The following is a 15,262-nucleotide window of genomic DNA, read 5'->3' as shown; positions in this document are numbered from 1 at the left end:
AAATCACTATTAAAAAGTCTATTGCTCTAGCGAGCATTCACCATTTTGCGCATATATTTGCTCAAATCTATTTAACATTCATAAGAATTGAGCAAATTTTTGCGCATTTATGACCTACGGCGAAGCTATATAAGGGTTAAATACGCCCAACTTCTAAGTACGGAATCAGGTTTTTATCAAAATTTGGTCTTGGGTCGCCCTCATAGCTAATAAAACCATGCATACCCGTTAAACGCTCACCTTTATAGAACTGATTTAACTGATAACGTGGGTCTTTATGGGAAAGCGTAAAACTCACCACACCAACGCCCTGCTGTTTTGACTGGTTATAGGCATCTTCGAGCATTTTATGATGCAAAGCCAAATCTTCGGGATGACACATAAGCGTATGCAGCACATGGTACTGAATAGAGTCACCCAGCTTAGGCAAACGCATGCCTTTAGTCATTGGGGTTAGCAAGTTATAAACGGGTCTAAGCATAGCTATGGCCGAACTATAATTTAAAATCTTGGTTTGCTTAATACTATGCTGATCCCACAAGCCAAACATGCCCACCAGTTTTTCACCGTTAAAGTAAAGTGAAAAGTCCGATAGTTTCATCCCTGAAAAATACTGATGTCCTTGGGCAAGTTCTTCAAAGTTATAAGCAGGTATAAAGTTGTAAAACTCGGCCATATCGACAATAAACTGATTCATGGCTGGTATATGTTCGGCTTCGGCTACACAACTATGAATCTCTTGAACATTACTCTGTTTAGAAGTCTGTTTTAGAAAAGCTGTGATTTTTCGTTTTGTACCAGTACTCGTCAGGCTGAGTGTCTCTATAAGCCCTTCATCATAATAATCGGGCATTCCCGTTTTACCTGTTTGGATGGCAGCACGCGCCGCGTGGTTATCATCAAAAATAATCATTTGACTAAAGTTGGGTTCGTGCATGCTCTGTTTTACATGCTTGGCTAATACCTTCACCAGTGATTTACCTCGGTAGTTGTGATCTACCCGTAAGTCGCCAGCATATCGTAAGTTTTGAACACTTCGATCGACATAACAAGGACGATAGCCATTGCTATAACAAGCGAGCTTCTTTTGACTCTCTAGGTCTTCAATCACAACATGCAGTTTATGCCGATAGACAATGTCAGACGCTCTAAAATAACTCGGTTCACGCTGAAAGCTAATTTGTATGCCTTTAGTAGTCATCGGAACAGCTATTAGGTCTCGTAAAGCCTCGTCATCTGCCAAAGTTGCTTCACGAGTAATCAGGGTATTTTCTACGAGTGGTGTATTTGTTTTATTCATTATTCACCTGTTGTGCGGTCTGCATAGGAACCAAACTATTTAAACGTCCCATTTGGTCGAGTAACTGATAGACAAATACCACTTCGTCTTGGTCATTTACGGTTTTTTGGGTTTGAGCATCGAGTAGCTTCTGCTCGGTATTCAGCAAATCAAAAGTGGTTTTGGTGCCTACATCAAACTCTTTACGTGTATAGACAAAGGCAATAGACGCTGCCTCTATGGCATTTGCCAATGCATCTTTATTTTGTCGGATGGTTTGAAGCTGTGCATAGGTGGTACGGGTACGCTTATTTAAGTCCAGTTCAAGACTTCGTATTTTCTGATGAGCCAAATCGATATCGGCCTGCGCTTTTTTGACATTGGCGCGATTTAAACCATCGTCATAGAGCGGTACATTGAGCTGTAACCCGACCATATAGTTGTTACTTTCAGAACCAATATAACTCGCTTCATCTTGCTTTCCGGCACGGCTGGTCAGCATAACCGTTGGCCAGAGTTCTCGTTTAGTTAAAGCATATTGTTTCTCCGCGGCTTGCATTTCATATTTAGCGCGCATTAAAGCCGGATGGTTCTTGGTTTGCACCAAAATCTCATCTAGTTCATTCGGTATAGCTGGTAGCTGTTTAATCGCAACAAGGTTGTCAGGTGTTGTACCTGTTACTTGATAAAACTGCGCTTCACTTACAGTCAAGTTAGACTGCGCCTGTGTAATATCAGCTTGGCCTTGCGCGACTTGTGCCAAAACTTGAGCCAAGTCTGCACGGGTAATCATACCGACATCAAAACGGCGCTTTGACTCATATAAAGACCGTTGCAAGTTCGCCATGGTCTTTTGTCTGAGTTCTAAAATGGCTTTCTTTTTTAATACGTCGGTATAGACCATGACCGTATTTAAAATGGTTTCCGACCGTTGATCTGACAAACCTTGGTGTTGGGCAGAAAGCTGACTTTCGGCAATATCTACACCCAAGCGATGCCGCCCAGAGGTATAAATCGGATAATCTGCCTGTAACTGCAAACTTCGTCCTTTACGGTTTCCTTCGGTTGGAAACATGACTTTTGGTGGCGTATCTATTCTTTCATAGTCAAGTTGCCCAACTAAATTGACTTTGAGTCCATCACGCTGTTTAGCCTGTTCAAGCATAGCGGTAGACTGGTTTACGCTTAAACGGCTGACTTCAAGCTGACTTTCATGTCTTAAACTAGCCGACAACGCCTCGTCTAAAGTCATGGCCTGTGTATTCGACACAACCAACACGCCTAAATACAAGGCGTGTCGAAGTGTTAAAAATCGAGTATTAAATGACTTCATCCCTTTCATAGTTGTTCCAAACTATTGAGGGTGACTTTTTTAAGTGGCTCAGGTTTGATATTGCCTTCGATAATGCCATCAAACATGACCAGTTGCTTATACGCATTCCAGCCATTATTGGCTTGGCGAATTTGAGGCTCATCAAGCTGCCCCAAGTTTCGTGCAAGTTCATAATGGAAGTTTTGGCGTAAGATACTGTCGATATATTCATTGCTAATGCTGTGATGAATTTCACCTTCAAAAAGCACGCAATAAAATGGTTTAACTTGTTGCTGGGTATCAATCGCCAGTAAAGAAATCGCTTTCGATTCCGTTTCATTTAACTGAGACAACAACTGTTGTGCGGTTTCAGGTGCAAGTTTCTCACCAACCAGATCAACACCAAAACGGCGGCCTTGGAACTCAAAACATGGAATTTGCTCTAAAAAGCCAGTCACTTTTAAGCAGTCATCTAAACAGTAACGTAGCAAACCATTACCCGAAGTAATGAGCGGGCTCACCACATCGCCTTGTTTGAGTTGCCATGAAGGAACGATTTGACCTTGTTTCTCACCCTCTAAGTATTCAAACTCATAGAAATGACTTTGGTAAGCCAATGGGTATTGGTTGTTATAGGGAATAGTCACTACACCTTCCGTCGCCCATAACCCTTTGCCTTCAAACTGAACACTGGGTAATTTCTCTTTTAATTTTTCGGCCCAAGCTTTTGAGCCTGCGGTATCCCAACTCGAAACCAGACTTAACTTTGGCCAAAGCTTCTTAAAGTCGATCTGTGCGCCGTTTGAACTTGCAATTAATGCTTGAGCACTTTCAGGGCTATGCGGTGCGGTCACTTCTTTTAGTGAAGCCTGACGGTTGCCCCATTTACCACTTTGTAAAACCTCAACCACATCTTTTTGTAATGATTCCAAACGCTCAAGTAATTGCAACGCAAAAGTCGGACTCCATACCGAAATCATGGTTAAGTTACGGTTTGCGACCAAATAACAAATGGTGGCAAACAGTGCATCATCTGCATTGGCTGCAAAAGCAACATTGCTTGGAACCGCTTGGGTAAACTTAGACAGTATGCGTTTACCTACGCCAAGTAGCGCACTGTCATCATTTAAGTTTTTATCTTTTAAAACTTCACGCTGACTTTCAGGTAACCATGACACCGACCAGTAGTGTGTACCCGAACTCAGCTCTGGACACTTACGGTATAAACTTGCCATCCACGGCGCAATCGCATGGTCAAGCTCATCTAAAAACAGCTTGGTATATGGAATAAACTTGATTTGTTCACTCGAACCACTGGTCGGCTGGAAACGAACCAACTTACTGCTAGACAGCGAAAGCTTTTGTTCACGGTAACGCTGAATGTCTTCTCGCCATGCGCTATAGCGAGTCGCAGGAAAGGCTTTTACAAACTGCTCATAGTTTTGAACCTTTTTATCTTTTGCAAAGGTAGAAGTCTGTAATATCGAATGCAAAATTTGACGTTGTGTGGTTTCTAAAGCATTAAACTGTTTTTGGAAATTACGGTCAGATGCATCACACCATTTTTTTAAAATAAGATGCGAGCCTAGAGTCAGCCATTCATTAGATTTCATTGGATAGCCTCTCTACGTTTTGTTTTATGGGTTACACAAGCTTCAAACTTTCCTTTACTGGTCGGCTTCGTCATGAGCTTAACTGGGAAACGGGCAATATCTTTCCAGCCAAGGCGGCCTATGCATGGCAGTTCTGTACCTGCTTTCCAAGTTGGATTTTTCTGTTCAAAGAAATGAATATTTGGATTCTTTTCTCGCATTTCGGCGGTAATAGGTGCAACTTCGCCTTTTAGTGGCTGATAGTCATCACCAAAGTTGAGTAAGCCGGCTTCACGGTCGTAATATTCACCAAAGAATTTTTCACAGTAGTGCTCAACCACTTCCGAAAGATGTTGGTTTTCATCTTTAATGTTTGGGTAATACACATAATAGTTATTGGCAAGTAATAGATAGGTCTTATAGCCTTTAGAAATAAGTAACCAATAAAGTTCGTTAAAAGGATATTTGATTCGAAGCTTAATCATAAGTTTGAGCATGGTACTTTGTAAGCTACGCGTGCCCCAGAACTTCTTCAAAATAACCGTATCACCGCTAAACAACACGGTGTAGTCTTTACCGTTTAAGTAGAAGTGCTGAACCACCACAGTCGAGAAACCGACAATCTCATCTGTCTCAGAGTCAAAAATTAAGATTGCACCGCTTTTATTTTTAAAATCGTCTACAAAAATAGAAAATCTGGTATTTTCATAATACTGTTCGTAAATGGAATACATCACTTTTAGTCGATCAGTATCAATTTGCTCTCTTTCAAAATATTGCCCATAAGTTGTGTTTTTCAGGTTCAATTTTGAAATCAGTTTATATGTTGTATTAATCATAATACTTTAATCTCCCACATCCAGATCTGTGAGTTCCGCTCGCTCGTACGACGATGTTAGAAACTCGTATAAATGTTCTTTTTCTAAGAAGGGATACGTTTTGATATGCCCTATTGTTTTCATTCTTTAAAAAGCTGTCTTTTACTGCTAAAACTTTACATATTCATTTTCTTCCCCCTGTCCATAAAGATGGTTAAAAAGGCGGTCACAAACATGATGATTGCGAGCATGCGTAATAAATCATTGAAGCTAGATGTCAGTGCCTGAAAATGAATGTCGCGATAAATCACACTCAGCGCGATTTGCTGGGCATTTGCACCGACTTCTTGATATTGCGCCGTGAGCTGATCAAGTCGGTCTGTAAAAATCCAGTTTTGTGGTGTCATCGCCTGATTAATCTGGGTGACATGCATTGCAGTCAACCAGTCTAAAGATGAGTTAATCAGCGCCAGCCCAACCGCGCCGCCAATGTTACGCATAAGGTTATAAATACCGCTGGCATCGGCCACTTTACTGAGTGGCAAAGTGCTCATCGCCAAATGCGACACCACAATTAGGCAGATCATAAGACCAATACCGCGATAAATTTGCGGCCAAAACATAAAGTCATAATCACTGTGAATGCTGAGATGCGAATTGAGCCATACACCAAAGCCAGCCAGAACCATTCCGACAAATACGGTTTTACGGGTATCGAAATTAGGAATGAGCCAAGCAAGGAACGGCGCAAAGCAAAACATGACAATGCCTGTCACCATCATGACGTGACCAATTTGGCTACTGTTCATTTCACGGACTTGCCCAAGAAACACGGGAATCATGTAACCCAAGCCATACAGCGCCATGCCAATCACAAATGTAGTAATAGCACTCAAAGTAAAGTTTTTATTTTTAAATACCGATAAATCGAGCAAAGGCTTAGGCTGGGTAAAACTTCGAGAGAAGAAAATCATGCCGCCTATCAGGCAGACCATAAAAGCAATACGAACGCCTGTGTCTGCAAGCCAGTCATGTCGTGCGCCTTCATCGAGGAAATATTCAAGCCCACCCAAAAACATCGCCATACCGACCAGACTAAACCAATCCATGCTTTTGATGAGTGAATAGTTCGCTCGGTCGATATTTGGGCCTGAGTAAATGACCGTGGCAATGATAATGCCCGGAATAATATTAATCAGGAACATCCAGTGCCATGAGAAATTATTGGTGAGCCAACCTCCAATGGTGGGGCCAATCGCTGGACCTAAAGTACTGATCATGCCAAACATAACCAAAGGCAATGACCGTTTTGGTTCGGGGAACAGTAAATACAACGCCGTCATGGAAGTCGGAATCATGCCGCCGCCCATAAAGCCTTGAATGCCACGGAACACCAGTAAACTTTCCAAGTTCCATGACAAAGCACAAAGTAAAGAACTCACCGTAAAGCCGATTGCACACATGGTGTAATACACGCGTGTCGAAAGTACCCGCGAGACAATACTCGACATTGGAATTGCAATAATTTCGGCTATTAAATAAACCGTTTGTACCCAAGTGACTTCATAACGACTTGCACTCATACCGGCTTGTACTTCGTTTAGAGAACTTGCCACAATTTGAATATCAAGAATCGCCATAAAGTTGCCAAAAATCATGGCAGCAAAAATTGCCCATGCAGTTTTTGCGGGAAACCTCCACTCGGCTTCAACATGCTTATTCATTTTCTTATTACCTAAAATTTTTTTATTAAGTTCTTAGGTCAACGGTGGCACTCACCGACATTCCAGGTTTAATCAAATCAATATGCGGGCTTGAATCTATGGCAATACGTACAGGAATACGCTGTACAACCTTGTTAAAGTTGCCCGTTGCATTGTCTGGTGGCATTAGTGAAAAAGTTGCGCCTGAAGCTGGTGAAAAACTCTCAATTTTTCCGGTATAGGTGAGGCTCGGATAAGCATCAAGTTTTAACTTCACTTTTTGACCGATATGCATTTTTTCAATTTGGGTTTCTTTGAAGTTTGCTTGTACATACAAACTATTTTCAGGAATGATTGCCATTAAGCGAGTTTGTGGAGAAACGCGTGAACCTTTTTGAATTGCAAGGCTACCGATCTTACCCGAAACAGGACTGACCACTTTTGATGAAGCTAAATCAACCTGATACAGGTTTAAATTTGCATTGGCACTTTGAATATCTGCTAAAAGCTGCGCCCGACTCGCTTGTAAGCTCCCCAATTGAGCTTCTGCTGCATTTACGGCGGCTTGCGCTTTGCTGAGCTGTGCTTGAGCTGTTAAATATTGAGACTGGATCCCTTCAAAATTTTGTCGGGTAATCACGCCATCTTTTAATAAATCTTGATAGCGCTCATATTCTTTTTTCAAACGAGATAGGTCGGCTTGTGCTGCCACTACACCACTATTTGCTTCGGTAATTGACGACTTGGCAGACTTTTCATTTTGTTGTTGTACGCCCAATGCGGCTTCTTTTAAGCTGACCACAGAACGGGCTTGGTCATAACGAGCTTGATAGTCACGATGGTCTAATACCGCTAAAGTTTCCCCTTTTTTTACCACCTGATTATCGTTAATTAATAACTCCATCACTTCGCCTGAAATCTTTGGCATAACCCAAGTCACATCGGCTTGCACATAAGCATTATCAGTAGATTGATAGAATCGATATACCAAAAAATAATATACGATACCGGCAACTAAAAATAACAGCAGGACACTAAAAACACCCCATGTTATTTTCTTTCGACTTTGGAAATTAGTATCAGTTTCTAGCTGAGCTACGTTATCCATATTCATTCCGCTTATTTGTAATATTCGATTTTTTATTTAAGCCAATAAAATTATTGGTTTCTTATTTACGTAACTTTTCACTTGGTTTTATTCAATGAATCGTGACAGCGTAAAATTTGGTGCAAATTATGGTTCTGAAGTGAATTAAATATCATTGACCTCTTTGCCATATATTTTTTCTATTTATGTCAATAAATCATGTTATATAAACTATATTTAAAAAATATTTAATTCTAATTACGATAGATTTCTCTTAATAAATCGATTTAAAAATCAAACATAAATAATTGTTAATTAACAAATTAATAAAATTATTTATATTTTATTCAAACCTCCAAATTGGTTAATTTATTGCAGAAATGTTAAAAATAAGTTTTATTGTGTAATATTTAAGTATTATTAATTAAAATAACATGTAATTTAAAAATGAGTTAACAATCAAAATTTTTATACTTATACATATAGAATATATATAATTTATAAATATTATATTTTTTAAAAACAACTATAAGAAATCTAACAAAATCATTAAAGATGATAAACGGTAATTTTTAATAATTAAGTCACTCTACCGAGTAAAATGACTTATATTTTTCCAGATAAAATAAAAGCAGAAAACAATCTCAAAGCCATTATTTAAAAGCAAAAACAAACCTTTAAAAATAGTAATTTAAGTGATTTTTTATTGATTTAAACCTTTGAAAATTTTTTCTAAAGTTATTCCAATAGCAAGTATTTCACTGTCCTGATGAGCTAAGCCATCTATTTCTAAACCAACTGGCAGTTTTGATTTCGTACCCATTCCAATAGGTAAACTCAACCCTGGTATTCCTATATTACTGCCGGGGTCTGTATTTCGCATGAGGGTCTGGAAAGTTTCAATTGAATAAACTTGTTCATTTGCTAGTGGCGCCGCAATTGGTGACGTCGGGAATAATAAAGCGTGCAAGTTATGCGCTTTAAATGTGTTTTGGTAGAGTTCAAGCAATTGAGGTCGAGTTTCACTAATCGCTTTTTGATACAAAGGTAAAACAGGAACAAGTTGACCATTCGGATCTAGAGTTAACTCAGGAAGAATATTCAGTTTAAAAATTGCCTGTACATCAGGGCTTGAGATCTGATCGACTACAGTCTCTATGGTCAAATTTATATGATGATCTTTCAAATATTGAATCAGATCATACTTGCCTTCATAGATAGCCACAGGAAATGAAATAGCTTGATTGAGTTGTTCTAAATTTGGCATATCGACAGGAATAATTTCGACTCCAGCATTCTTTAACATTTCAAGCGCAATATGTGCCTGCTCATGAACGTCTTCGTCTAAATTATTCCAAAAGTATGAATTGATACCGAGCCTAATTTGATGAGGCTGTAATGGTTCTTTCTTTGGCTCTTGAGTAATAAGCTGATCAATTAAGATAATGTCAGATACGGTGTGTGCAATAGGGCCAGCTGTATCCCGTGTATGTGAAATTGGGGTAATACTCTCTTGTGAATATCGTCCTACCGTTGGACGAAAACCAACACAACCATTTAAGGCACTTGGCAGTCGAATAGAAGCACCCGTATCGGTACCCATAGCAATCGGAACCATGCCCGCTGCAACAGCCACCGCACTACCCGAAGAAGACCCACCAGCAATGTGTAAGGGGTTTACTGCATTTCGTGTACCCACAACGCCTTCTATATGCATGGCAGTATTATAACCTGTTACCCCAAATGCTAATTCGTGCATATTGGCTTTACCAACAATGATTGCACCTTGATCAATAAGCTTCTGAATAACGGGGGCAGAAGTTTGAGGTCTAAATTGAGCTAAAGCTGGTGTGCCTGCACTATTAGTGAAACCTGCAACATGAATATTATCTTTAACTGCAATTAAAATACCCATTAAAGCTGGACATGGTTTTCCACTCAGTAGGTATTTATCCCAATATTGAGCTTGTTGAATTGCTGAAGCTTTATCTGTGCTAATAAATGCATTTAAAGATTGCTGTTTTTCAATATTATCGAAGTAATGATGCACAAGCTCTTCACAAGATACTTTTCTCTCATGAATGAGTTTAGTAATGATATCTACTGAAGCATTTGATAAATCGAGTGATTCGATCCCATTATTTTTTTCATTTGTATTTAACATAGTAATTTTTAATCCCTTTAAGTTGTAATTTTAGGAACTTAGTACAAATTGCTCATTGATTCGCATCCTCAAAATTGAGGATTGCTTAAACTTTAATGTCGAATGAGCAAGACCATTTCAGTGCGATTATTGCAGCCGATTTTTCTCATAGAATTGTTCAAATGAGTCCTTAATGTAGTAAAGCTAATACCAAGTAAATTTGCCACGTGTTTATCGCTTAAGCCTTAATGTATTATTTTTTGCATTCAGATAGATATTTTTCAATCATAAAATTAACTATATCCGTTTCACTACGAGCCTCCCTAGTTTTTTCAGTATTATAAGTTTTCCAAACTTCGTCCCAATGATCTTTAATATATGTGACCATACACTCTTTGTAAGGATCAGGAGTATTTTCATGGATATGCACTAAGAACTTGTCTTGATGTTTAGCTGTAGAATTTCCACAACCAAATAATGAAATAATTAGAACTAATCCTATACTTAAATTTTTCATTTTTTAATAATATACCCTTCATCAACTAATGGACTTTATCTTTAGGTTTTAAACTCCAACCTTTGATTAAATGAACAACCTTTCAAACGGAATATTTTTTGAATAATAGCTCTTCATATTTCAATTTAATTTATTGTAAGCCAATGAACGGTTTAGCCTTTCTATTAACAATATAAGGATCAAAAGTCCCATCTTTGAATGTCCACCTCTCGGTCCAACAGAATATATTCCAGAAATACAATAACAAGAATTTTTAGCCGATTGACTATAACTTCTTAAAGTACGAGTGTTAGTAGATGTGCTTCTAGTTTTGATGAAGTAAACAATAAGCTAGTTGATAAAAATAATATATACTTTCATCTAATACATATACATAAATACGAAATTAAAAAACCCGCTTCAAAAAGAAACGGGTCATAAAAACAATAAACTTTCAGCCCAGTATTTGATACTGATAATACAAATTAAAATATGTATTTAAAATATATTTTAAGAAAATAAATGTTGGGATAGGATGTTAGCCAACCACGTATTAAATGCTTGCTTTGATAAGAAAGATGGAGCTTGGAATAGATCGATATCAAAATTTAAATCATGATGACCAACAACTTTATATCGACCACCACCTAAAATAATGATGTTTGTATGAGGATATCTCAATGTTGTTAATGCATGGCCTAAGAATTTAGCTTGCTTTTCTTTATCGTGCTGATACGTCTTAAACTCATGTGAATTTACAAAGAGATCATATTCTCGATCTATTGTTGCCTTAATTTGCGTAAGTTCCACTTCGATCTCCTTATTATGGGAAATCTTTTTATAACACATAAAAACTCACTATTAGAGAGCTCTTAAGTTAAAAAGTGATATCGATGTTATCGAAAACAGATGATGCAAAATCAGCTATATCTTTCCCAATTTCTACAATTAAATCTTTAACTTCAACTAGATCAGGATTCACAGAGTTAAGCACCGAGTTTTCCTGCTTTTGCTTATCCTCAATATCTAATTGCTTAACATTATTAATTGGGTCTATTTGATTTTGCATTAGGCTAATTATTCCTCAAAAGTCTGAAATTCCGGAGGAGCAAATAATGCCGTTTTATCCTTTGTACAAATTCTTTCAATTCTCAAGCCAAAATCTGTAGCCGCTTTTTGTTTTTCATCTTCTTTTGTATATAGAGATGTCTCATAAGCCAAACCACTTACATGACCAAAAAAGTTATTGATATGGTAATTGATTATCATATTTTTATTATCTTGGTCCAAAGGAATCATTAGCTTTTCAAGCAAATCAAGGGGCTTAATACCAGTCTGTCTTTCTAACATGATTTGATATGCTGCACTATTAAGCTTTTCACAGACCGTTGATTCTTTTTTTTCAGCATGCAATAGACTTCCAAGTGACATTAAAATTACTATAAGTATTAGTCTCACTCACCTATCTCCACATATACAAATCAGTAGCACAATATAAACTAATGAGATTCTTCAACATTTTCAGCTAAACACGTAGCTAATATCGTTGCATAGTCATATGTCATCAGCGAAGTATATTCTGATGTATCCTGATCCTTAGCTTTGTAATCATTATTTCTATAAATTTCTTCAACTATTTCCTTAAAATCTTTAGTTAGGGTTTTACCAGTATCAAGATCTGTATATAAAACTTCTAATCCTTTTGCCCTATCTAGAGCAATTTCTTTAGGAACATTGTCAACTTTCCAAAATGCTGTCATGACATAAATTTGTGCTTTATTTTCACAATATCCTGCATGCCCCCAAATAGGTAAAAGTATTAAAGAAAGAAGTATTTTATTCATATGCTACGCTTTAATAAATTTAAAGCCCGCGAATGCGAGCTTTATCTACTTAGTGAACTACTATAACTTCGACCACTATAACGCAAAAATAGCATTTACCCTGTACAGGGTCAAGGTATTAATGATCTATTTTATTAAATATCTTTTTCTAGCAGTCCTTCAAAATTAAAAACCTCTAATCCATAGTTGACTGACCCAATAATATCAACCTCTGAATTCTTTGTATCAATATTCATTATTTGAAAAACAATAACAGCCTCACTTGATTCTTCAATTGATAAATCGGAAGCCATTCGTCCCTTTAAATGATCTGATTCATAAACATTATTGCCTTGAAATTTTGCGACCCCATTAAAAATCCAAAAACCCTGCTCCGACCATGAGGTTTTAAGTTCAAATGCAATCGAGTTTTTTTCTCGAATGATGAACTCAATGACTTCAATATAATCTTTTGATCCATCGGTATAGTCCAAATATCCTTTAAATTTCATTACCTTTTTCTCTGTGTTAAAACTATTTAGTTTAAAAAAATTTTTACTTAATAGGCTTTTGATAACTCAAAAAATGATAGAGATGCCGATATAAAGCATCTCTATCATTCGAAATATAAGAACTACTTTTTCTTCTTACTTATAGTCCATCAAATAAAGTACTGAAGATTTCTGTATTTTTCTGCATATTAAGTTCAACTGTAGAAGAGTCAATCGCCCCGTAGTTACGATATAAAAATACATCCATTAATAAAGATTGCCGCCAAGTTGTATTTCTCCATATCCCCTATATAGCCTTTGCCTCTTGTGTGACGCCCACCACCTGCTATCCAGATCCCACCTCTTCCACCTCAACCAAAATCTTCGTACCGGTAATCAGAAAATCTGCTCTCCATTTCCGTTTTAGATGAAATTTATATTCCTGTTCAAAACCGATCTTGCAAGCTTTTAAGTGTGTTGCCAGTACTGTCTCGCCTTCACTTGGCTGTCTGGTACCTTGCTTTGCTGAACGGCGCTTCTTTGTCTTCACTGGAAATAATTCACGGTATTCAGCTAAACTCATGCTAGACATACAAGCCCCTTTCAAAAGCGTAGAGCTCACCATCCAAGAGCGCTACGTTGACATCGTAGAGGTCTGTCATGTTGCCCTCTGCAATGTGTCTTTGAATCCGACTTGCTTGAGATACGGTTCCCATTGCTTAGCCTGAGCTAGATCGCTGAGTTTTGTTGATCGTAACTTTCTTCTGCAGCTGCAAACTAGCTTGCGAACTCAGGATGTCGTGAGAGTTTTTCAGCGAAGGTATGAATCTGTTTTGTCACTCAATTGGTATGGTGCGCCCGGCGAGCATCGAACCAGCGCCCTAAATTTCGGAAATCTAACTGTTCACTTGTTTAATATTTATCACATACGTTACAACTAGTCTGCAAAGTGGTAATGCATGAGTTCATCACAAAGATTCTTTGCAGGATTGTAACACCTACTCATTGAGTGGGCTTTTTATTACTAACCGTTTTGCCTGAGGTGGTCTTGGAAGTCTTGGTCGTGTACTTTGTCATAATTAACTGGGTCGTAAACGTATCCAGTTAATATAAAACTTAAGCCTCAGCCCCTAAATACCAATTTTTCCAAGAACTGGTTCCCCTAGTTTCAAGAGGCACTGTTGGAATCAATTTATCTTTTAATATTTCAGTTTGTTCAACCGCTTTAGCAAGCCTTGTTTTAACGGAATGAATGCATTCACGGTCACCAAATTCACAGCGGTCTAAAGTTGTACCACCACAAGACCCGTTGGCTAAACCTTTTGGACATGTTTCAGGGCAAATATATAAGGTGTCACTTAAACGGCACTGACCACAGCTTTCACAGCCCACTAGGCTATGTTTACTCAGTACTTCTGTTTTAAGTAAGAGTTTGGCGATCAAAGCGTTTTCCCAAAATGACGCTTTAAAAATAAAACGTCCGACGCCTTTGGCAATTTTTGATCCAAACATTGCTTCATGCATAACATGTAGCTGGCGATATTTAATTAATTGTTTAGAGGTTGGCTGACGCGAAAACTGAGTAATTTCAGGCGAAAACTCTTTACCTGACGTGACTAGCCAAAGTGAATTCCAAAGCTCTTCTAACGCTTTAAGCTCCAGATGTCTGTATTGCTCGACGTAGCTTTCAAGCAGCATTTGCTCCTCTGGCTTATGGCAGGCAGATAAGTGAATTCCTGCAAATCCTAAGTGTTTACATATCAAAATTTGCAAAGCGCAGCGTAAATAAACTCGGTCGGTATCCCCTGCCTGTTTTTCATCTGCCAAGACTTTTAGCATGTGGGGAGTAATTACAATACCTGCAACTTTATGCTTCACCATAAAATTGGCACGACCTAAAGTCAGTGGCATGACGCAAGCCAGTATTTGCTGTGAATAATTGTTTTTGGTTAAAAATGCTTTGGCTTGTTTTAATGCTTCAATGTCATAGCCCAATTGGGTAATGATAAAGTCAGCACCTGCTTTAATTTTCTTATGTAGTTTTAAATACTGTGCATCACGCTCAGCTTCAACATATTTAAATGGGTTAAAAGCAACCCCAATACGGAAACCACCATGCTGCTTGGCAGTCATTACGGCGTTTACCGACTCTAGGTATCGGCTACGAGGCTGTCCATCTCGACCATTATGGTGTTCTTTGAGTTTATCACCGGTAAGCAATAACAAGTTTTGAATATTGGCTGTTTGAGCTTGTTCTAAAAATTGCTCAAAATCTTCTATGTCTCGGGCCTTGCCTGAAAAGTGCAAGACTTTATCGATTGAGTTAGGGTAACTTTTGCTGGCTTCAAGTGGCGCGATATCATGATCTGAATGTACGCGATCTGCCAATGTCATTGCAGCCGGATATCCTGCAAACTCATGTTTCACAGGATAAATTTCATGTAGTGAAGTGAGATATTCCACCAACACAAAAAACTGATTTTGCTGGAAGCAGGGAGAAACGTGTGACATAGGCAAA

The 15,262-nt window shown here is 38.2% G+C and carries 14 protein-coding genes and 2 pseudogenes; all 16 read right to left on the bottom strand.

What is annotated here, in order from left to right:
* Positions 1-136 precede the first annotated feature (136 nt).
* Positions 137-1,300: a hypothetical protein gene (locus ACLCEG_RS01235; RefSeq protein WP_410565177.1), complete on the bottom strand. Its 1,164-nt coding sequence runs from the start codon at positions 1,298-1,300 to the stop codon at positions 137-139.
* Positions 1,293-2,621, bottom strand: a complete 1,329-nt coding sequence (locus tag ACLCEG_RS01230; RefSeq protein WP_410565175.1) for a TolC family protein — start codon at positions 2,619-2,621, stop codon at positions 1,293-1,295. Before ACLCEG_RS01230 ends, ACLCEG_RS01235 begins: the two co-directional genes overlap by 8 nt.
* The gene (locus ACLCEG_RS01225) at positions 2,618-4,204 is read right to left on the bottom strand and encodes a GH3 auxin-responsive promoter family protein (protein ID WP_410565173.1); all 1,587 of its coding nucleotides are present in this window, start codon (positions 4,202-4,204) and stop codon (positions 2,618-2,620) included. Before ACLCEG_RS01225 ends, ACLCEG_RS01230 begins: the two co-directional genes overlap by 4 nt.
* Positions 4,201-4,989, bottom strand: a complete 789-nt coding sequence (locus ACLCEG_RS01220; RefSeq protein ID WP_171057761.1) for a hypothetical protein — start codon at positions 4,987-4,989, stop codon at positions 4,201-4,203. Before ACLCEG_RS01220 ends, ACLCEG_RS01225 begins: the two co-directional genes overlap by 4 nt.
* A 188-nt stretch (positions 4,990-5,177) precedes the next feature.
* Positions 5,178-6,725 (bottom strand): DHA2 family efflux MFS transporter permease subunit, encoded by a 1,548-nt coding sequence (locus tag ACLCEG_RS01215; protein ID WP_410565170.1) that lies wholly within the window; start codon positions 6,723-6,725, stop codon positions 5,178-5,180.
* Between the two features lie 25 nt (positions 6,726-6,750).
* Positions 6,751-7,812 (bottom strand): HlyD family secretion protein, encoded by a 1,062-nt coding sequence (locus tag ACLCEG_RS01210; RefSeq protein ID WP_031983209.1) that lies wholly within the window; start codon positions 7,810-7,812, stop codon positions 6,751-6,753.
* Between the two features lie 682 nt (positions 7,813-8,494).
* Positions 8,495-9,955: an indoleacetamide hydrolase gene (iaaH, locus tag ACLCEG_RS01205; RefSeq protein WP_410565167.1), complete on the bottom strand. Its 1,461-nt coding sequence runs from the start codon at positions 9,953-9,955 to the stop codon at positions 8,495-8,497.
* 92 nt (positions 9,956-10,047) lie between these two features.
* Positions 10,048-10,179: pseudogene (locus ACLCEG_RS01200) on the bottom strand (LuxR C-terminal-related transcriptional regulator); the annotation flags it as partial.
* Positions 10,180-10,187: 8 nt separating this feature from the next.
* Entirely contained in the window at positions 10,188-10,451 is a 264-nt protein-coding gene (locus tag ACLCEG_RS01195; protein ID WP_151766606.1) for a hypothetical protein, read from the bottom strand.
* Positions 10,452-10,940: 489 nt separating this feature from the next.
* Entirely contained in the window at positions 10,941-11,240 is a 300-nt protein-coding gene (locus tag ACLCEG_RS01190; RefSeq protein WP_002052381.1) for a hypothetical protein, read from the bottom strand.
* A gap of 67 nt (positions 11,241-11,307) precedes the next feature.
* Complete coding sequence (locus tag ACLCEG_RS01185) at positions 11,308-11,499, bottom strand: hypothetical protein (protein ID WP_410565164.1); 192 nt, start codon at positions 11,497-11,499, stop codon at positions 11,308-11,310.
* 8 nt (positions 11,500-11,507) lie between these two features.
* The gene (locus ACLCEG_RS01180; protein WP_410566524.1) at positions 11,508-11,861 is read right to left on the bottom strand and encodes a hypothetical protein; all 354 of its coding nucleotides are present in this window, start codon (positions 11,859-11,861) and stop codon (positions 11,508-11,510) included.
* 68 nt (positions 11,862-11,929) lie between these two features.
* Positions 11,930-12,274 (bottom strand): hypothetical protein, encoded by a 345-nt coding sequence (locus tag ACLCEG_RS01175; protein WP_410565162.1) that lies wholly within the window; start codon positions 12,272-12,274, stop codon positions 11,930-11,932.
* Positions 12,275-12,408: 134 nt separating this feature from the next.
* A complete protein-coding gene (locus ACLCEG_RS01170) occupies positions 12,409-12,765 on the bottom strand; it encodes a hypothetical protein (protein ID WP_410565160.1) in 357 nt (118 codons plus the stop codon).
* 254 nt (positions 12,766-13,019) lie between these two features.
* Positions 13,020-13,336 (bottom strand): annotated as a pseudogene (locus ACLCEG_RS01165) (hypothetical protein); the annotation flags it as partial.
* A gap of 524 nt (positions 13,337-13,860) precedes the next feature.
* The gene (locus ACLCEG_RS01160; RefSeq protein ID WP_410565158.1) at positions 13,861-15,255 is read right to left on the bottom strand and encodes a methylenetetrahydrofolate reductase C-terminal domain-containing protein; all 1,395 of its coding nucleotides are present in this window, start codon (positions 15,253-15,255) and stop codon (positions 13,861-13,863) included.
* Positions 15,256-15,262: the final 7 nt, after the last annotated feature.

Source organism: Acinetobacter sp. H1(2024), from assembly GCF_046557555.1.
Lineage (GTDB): Bacteria > Pseudomonadota > Gammaproteobacteria > Pseudomonadales > Moraxellaceae > Acinetobacter > Acinetobacter seifertii.
The sequence above is the reverse complement of the archived record's forward strand: the minus strand, read 5'-3'. Positions and strand labels throughout refer to the sequence as shown.

Excerpts from the sequence above, each read along its gene's own strand:
- ACLCEG_RS01235 (WP_410565177.1), bottom strand. The coding sequence starts at position 1,300 with ATGAATAAAACAAATACACCACTCGTAGAAAATACCCTGATTACTCGT.
- ACLCEG_RS01230 (WP_410565175.1), bottom strand. The coding sequence starts at position 2,621 with ATGAAAGGGATGAAGTCATTTAATACTCGATTTTTAACACTTCGACAC.
- ACLCEG_RS01225 (WP_410565173.1), bottom strand. The coding sequence starts at position 4,204 with ATGAAATCTAATGAATGGCTGACTCTAGGCTCGCATCTTATTTTAAAA.
- ACLCEG_RS01215 (WP_410565170.1), bottom strand. The coding sequence starts at position 6,725 with ATGAATAAGCATGTTGAAGCCGAGTGGAGGTTTCCCGCAAAAACTGCA.
- ACLCEG_RS01210 (WP_031983209.1), bottom strand. The coding sequence starts at position 7,812 with ATGGATAACGTAGCTCAGCTAGAAACTGATACTAATTTCCAAAGTCGA.
- iaaH (WP_410565167.1), bottom strand. The coding sequence starts at position 9,955 with ATGTTAAATACAAATGAAAAAAATAATGGGATCGAATCACTCGATTTA.
- ACLCEG_RS01195 (WP_151766606.1), bottom strand. The coding sequence starts at position 10,451 with ATGAAAAATTTAAGTATAGGATTAGTTCTAATTATTTCATTATTTGGT.
- ACLCEG_RS01185 (WP_410565164.1), bottom strand. The coding sequence starts at position 11,499 with ATGCAAAATCAAATAGACCCAATTAATAATGTTAAGCAATTAGATATT.
- ACLCEG_RS01180 (WP_410566524.1), bottom strand. The coding sequence starts at position 11,861 with ATGTCACTTGGAAGTCTATTGCATGCTGAAAAAAAAGAATCAACGGTC.
- ACLCEG_RS01175 (WP_410565162.1), bottom strand. The coding sequence starts at position 12,274 with ATGAATAAAATACTTCTTTCTTTAATACTTTTACCTATTTGGGGGCAT.
- ACLCEG_RS01170 (WP_410565160.1), bottom strand. The coding sequence starts at position 12,765 with ATGAAATTTAAAGGATATTTGGACTATACCGATGGATCAAAAGATTAT.
- ACLCEG_RS01160 (WP_410565158.1), bottom strand. The coding sequence starts at position 15,255 with ATGTCACACGTTTCTCCCTGCTTCCAGCAAAATCAGTTTTTTGTGTTG.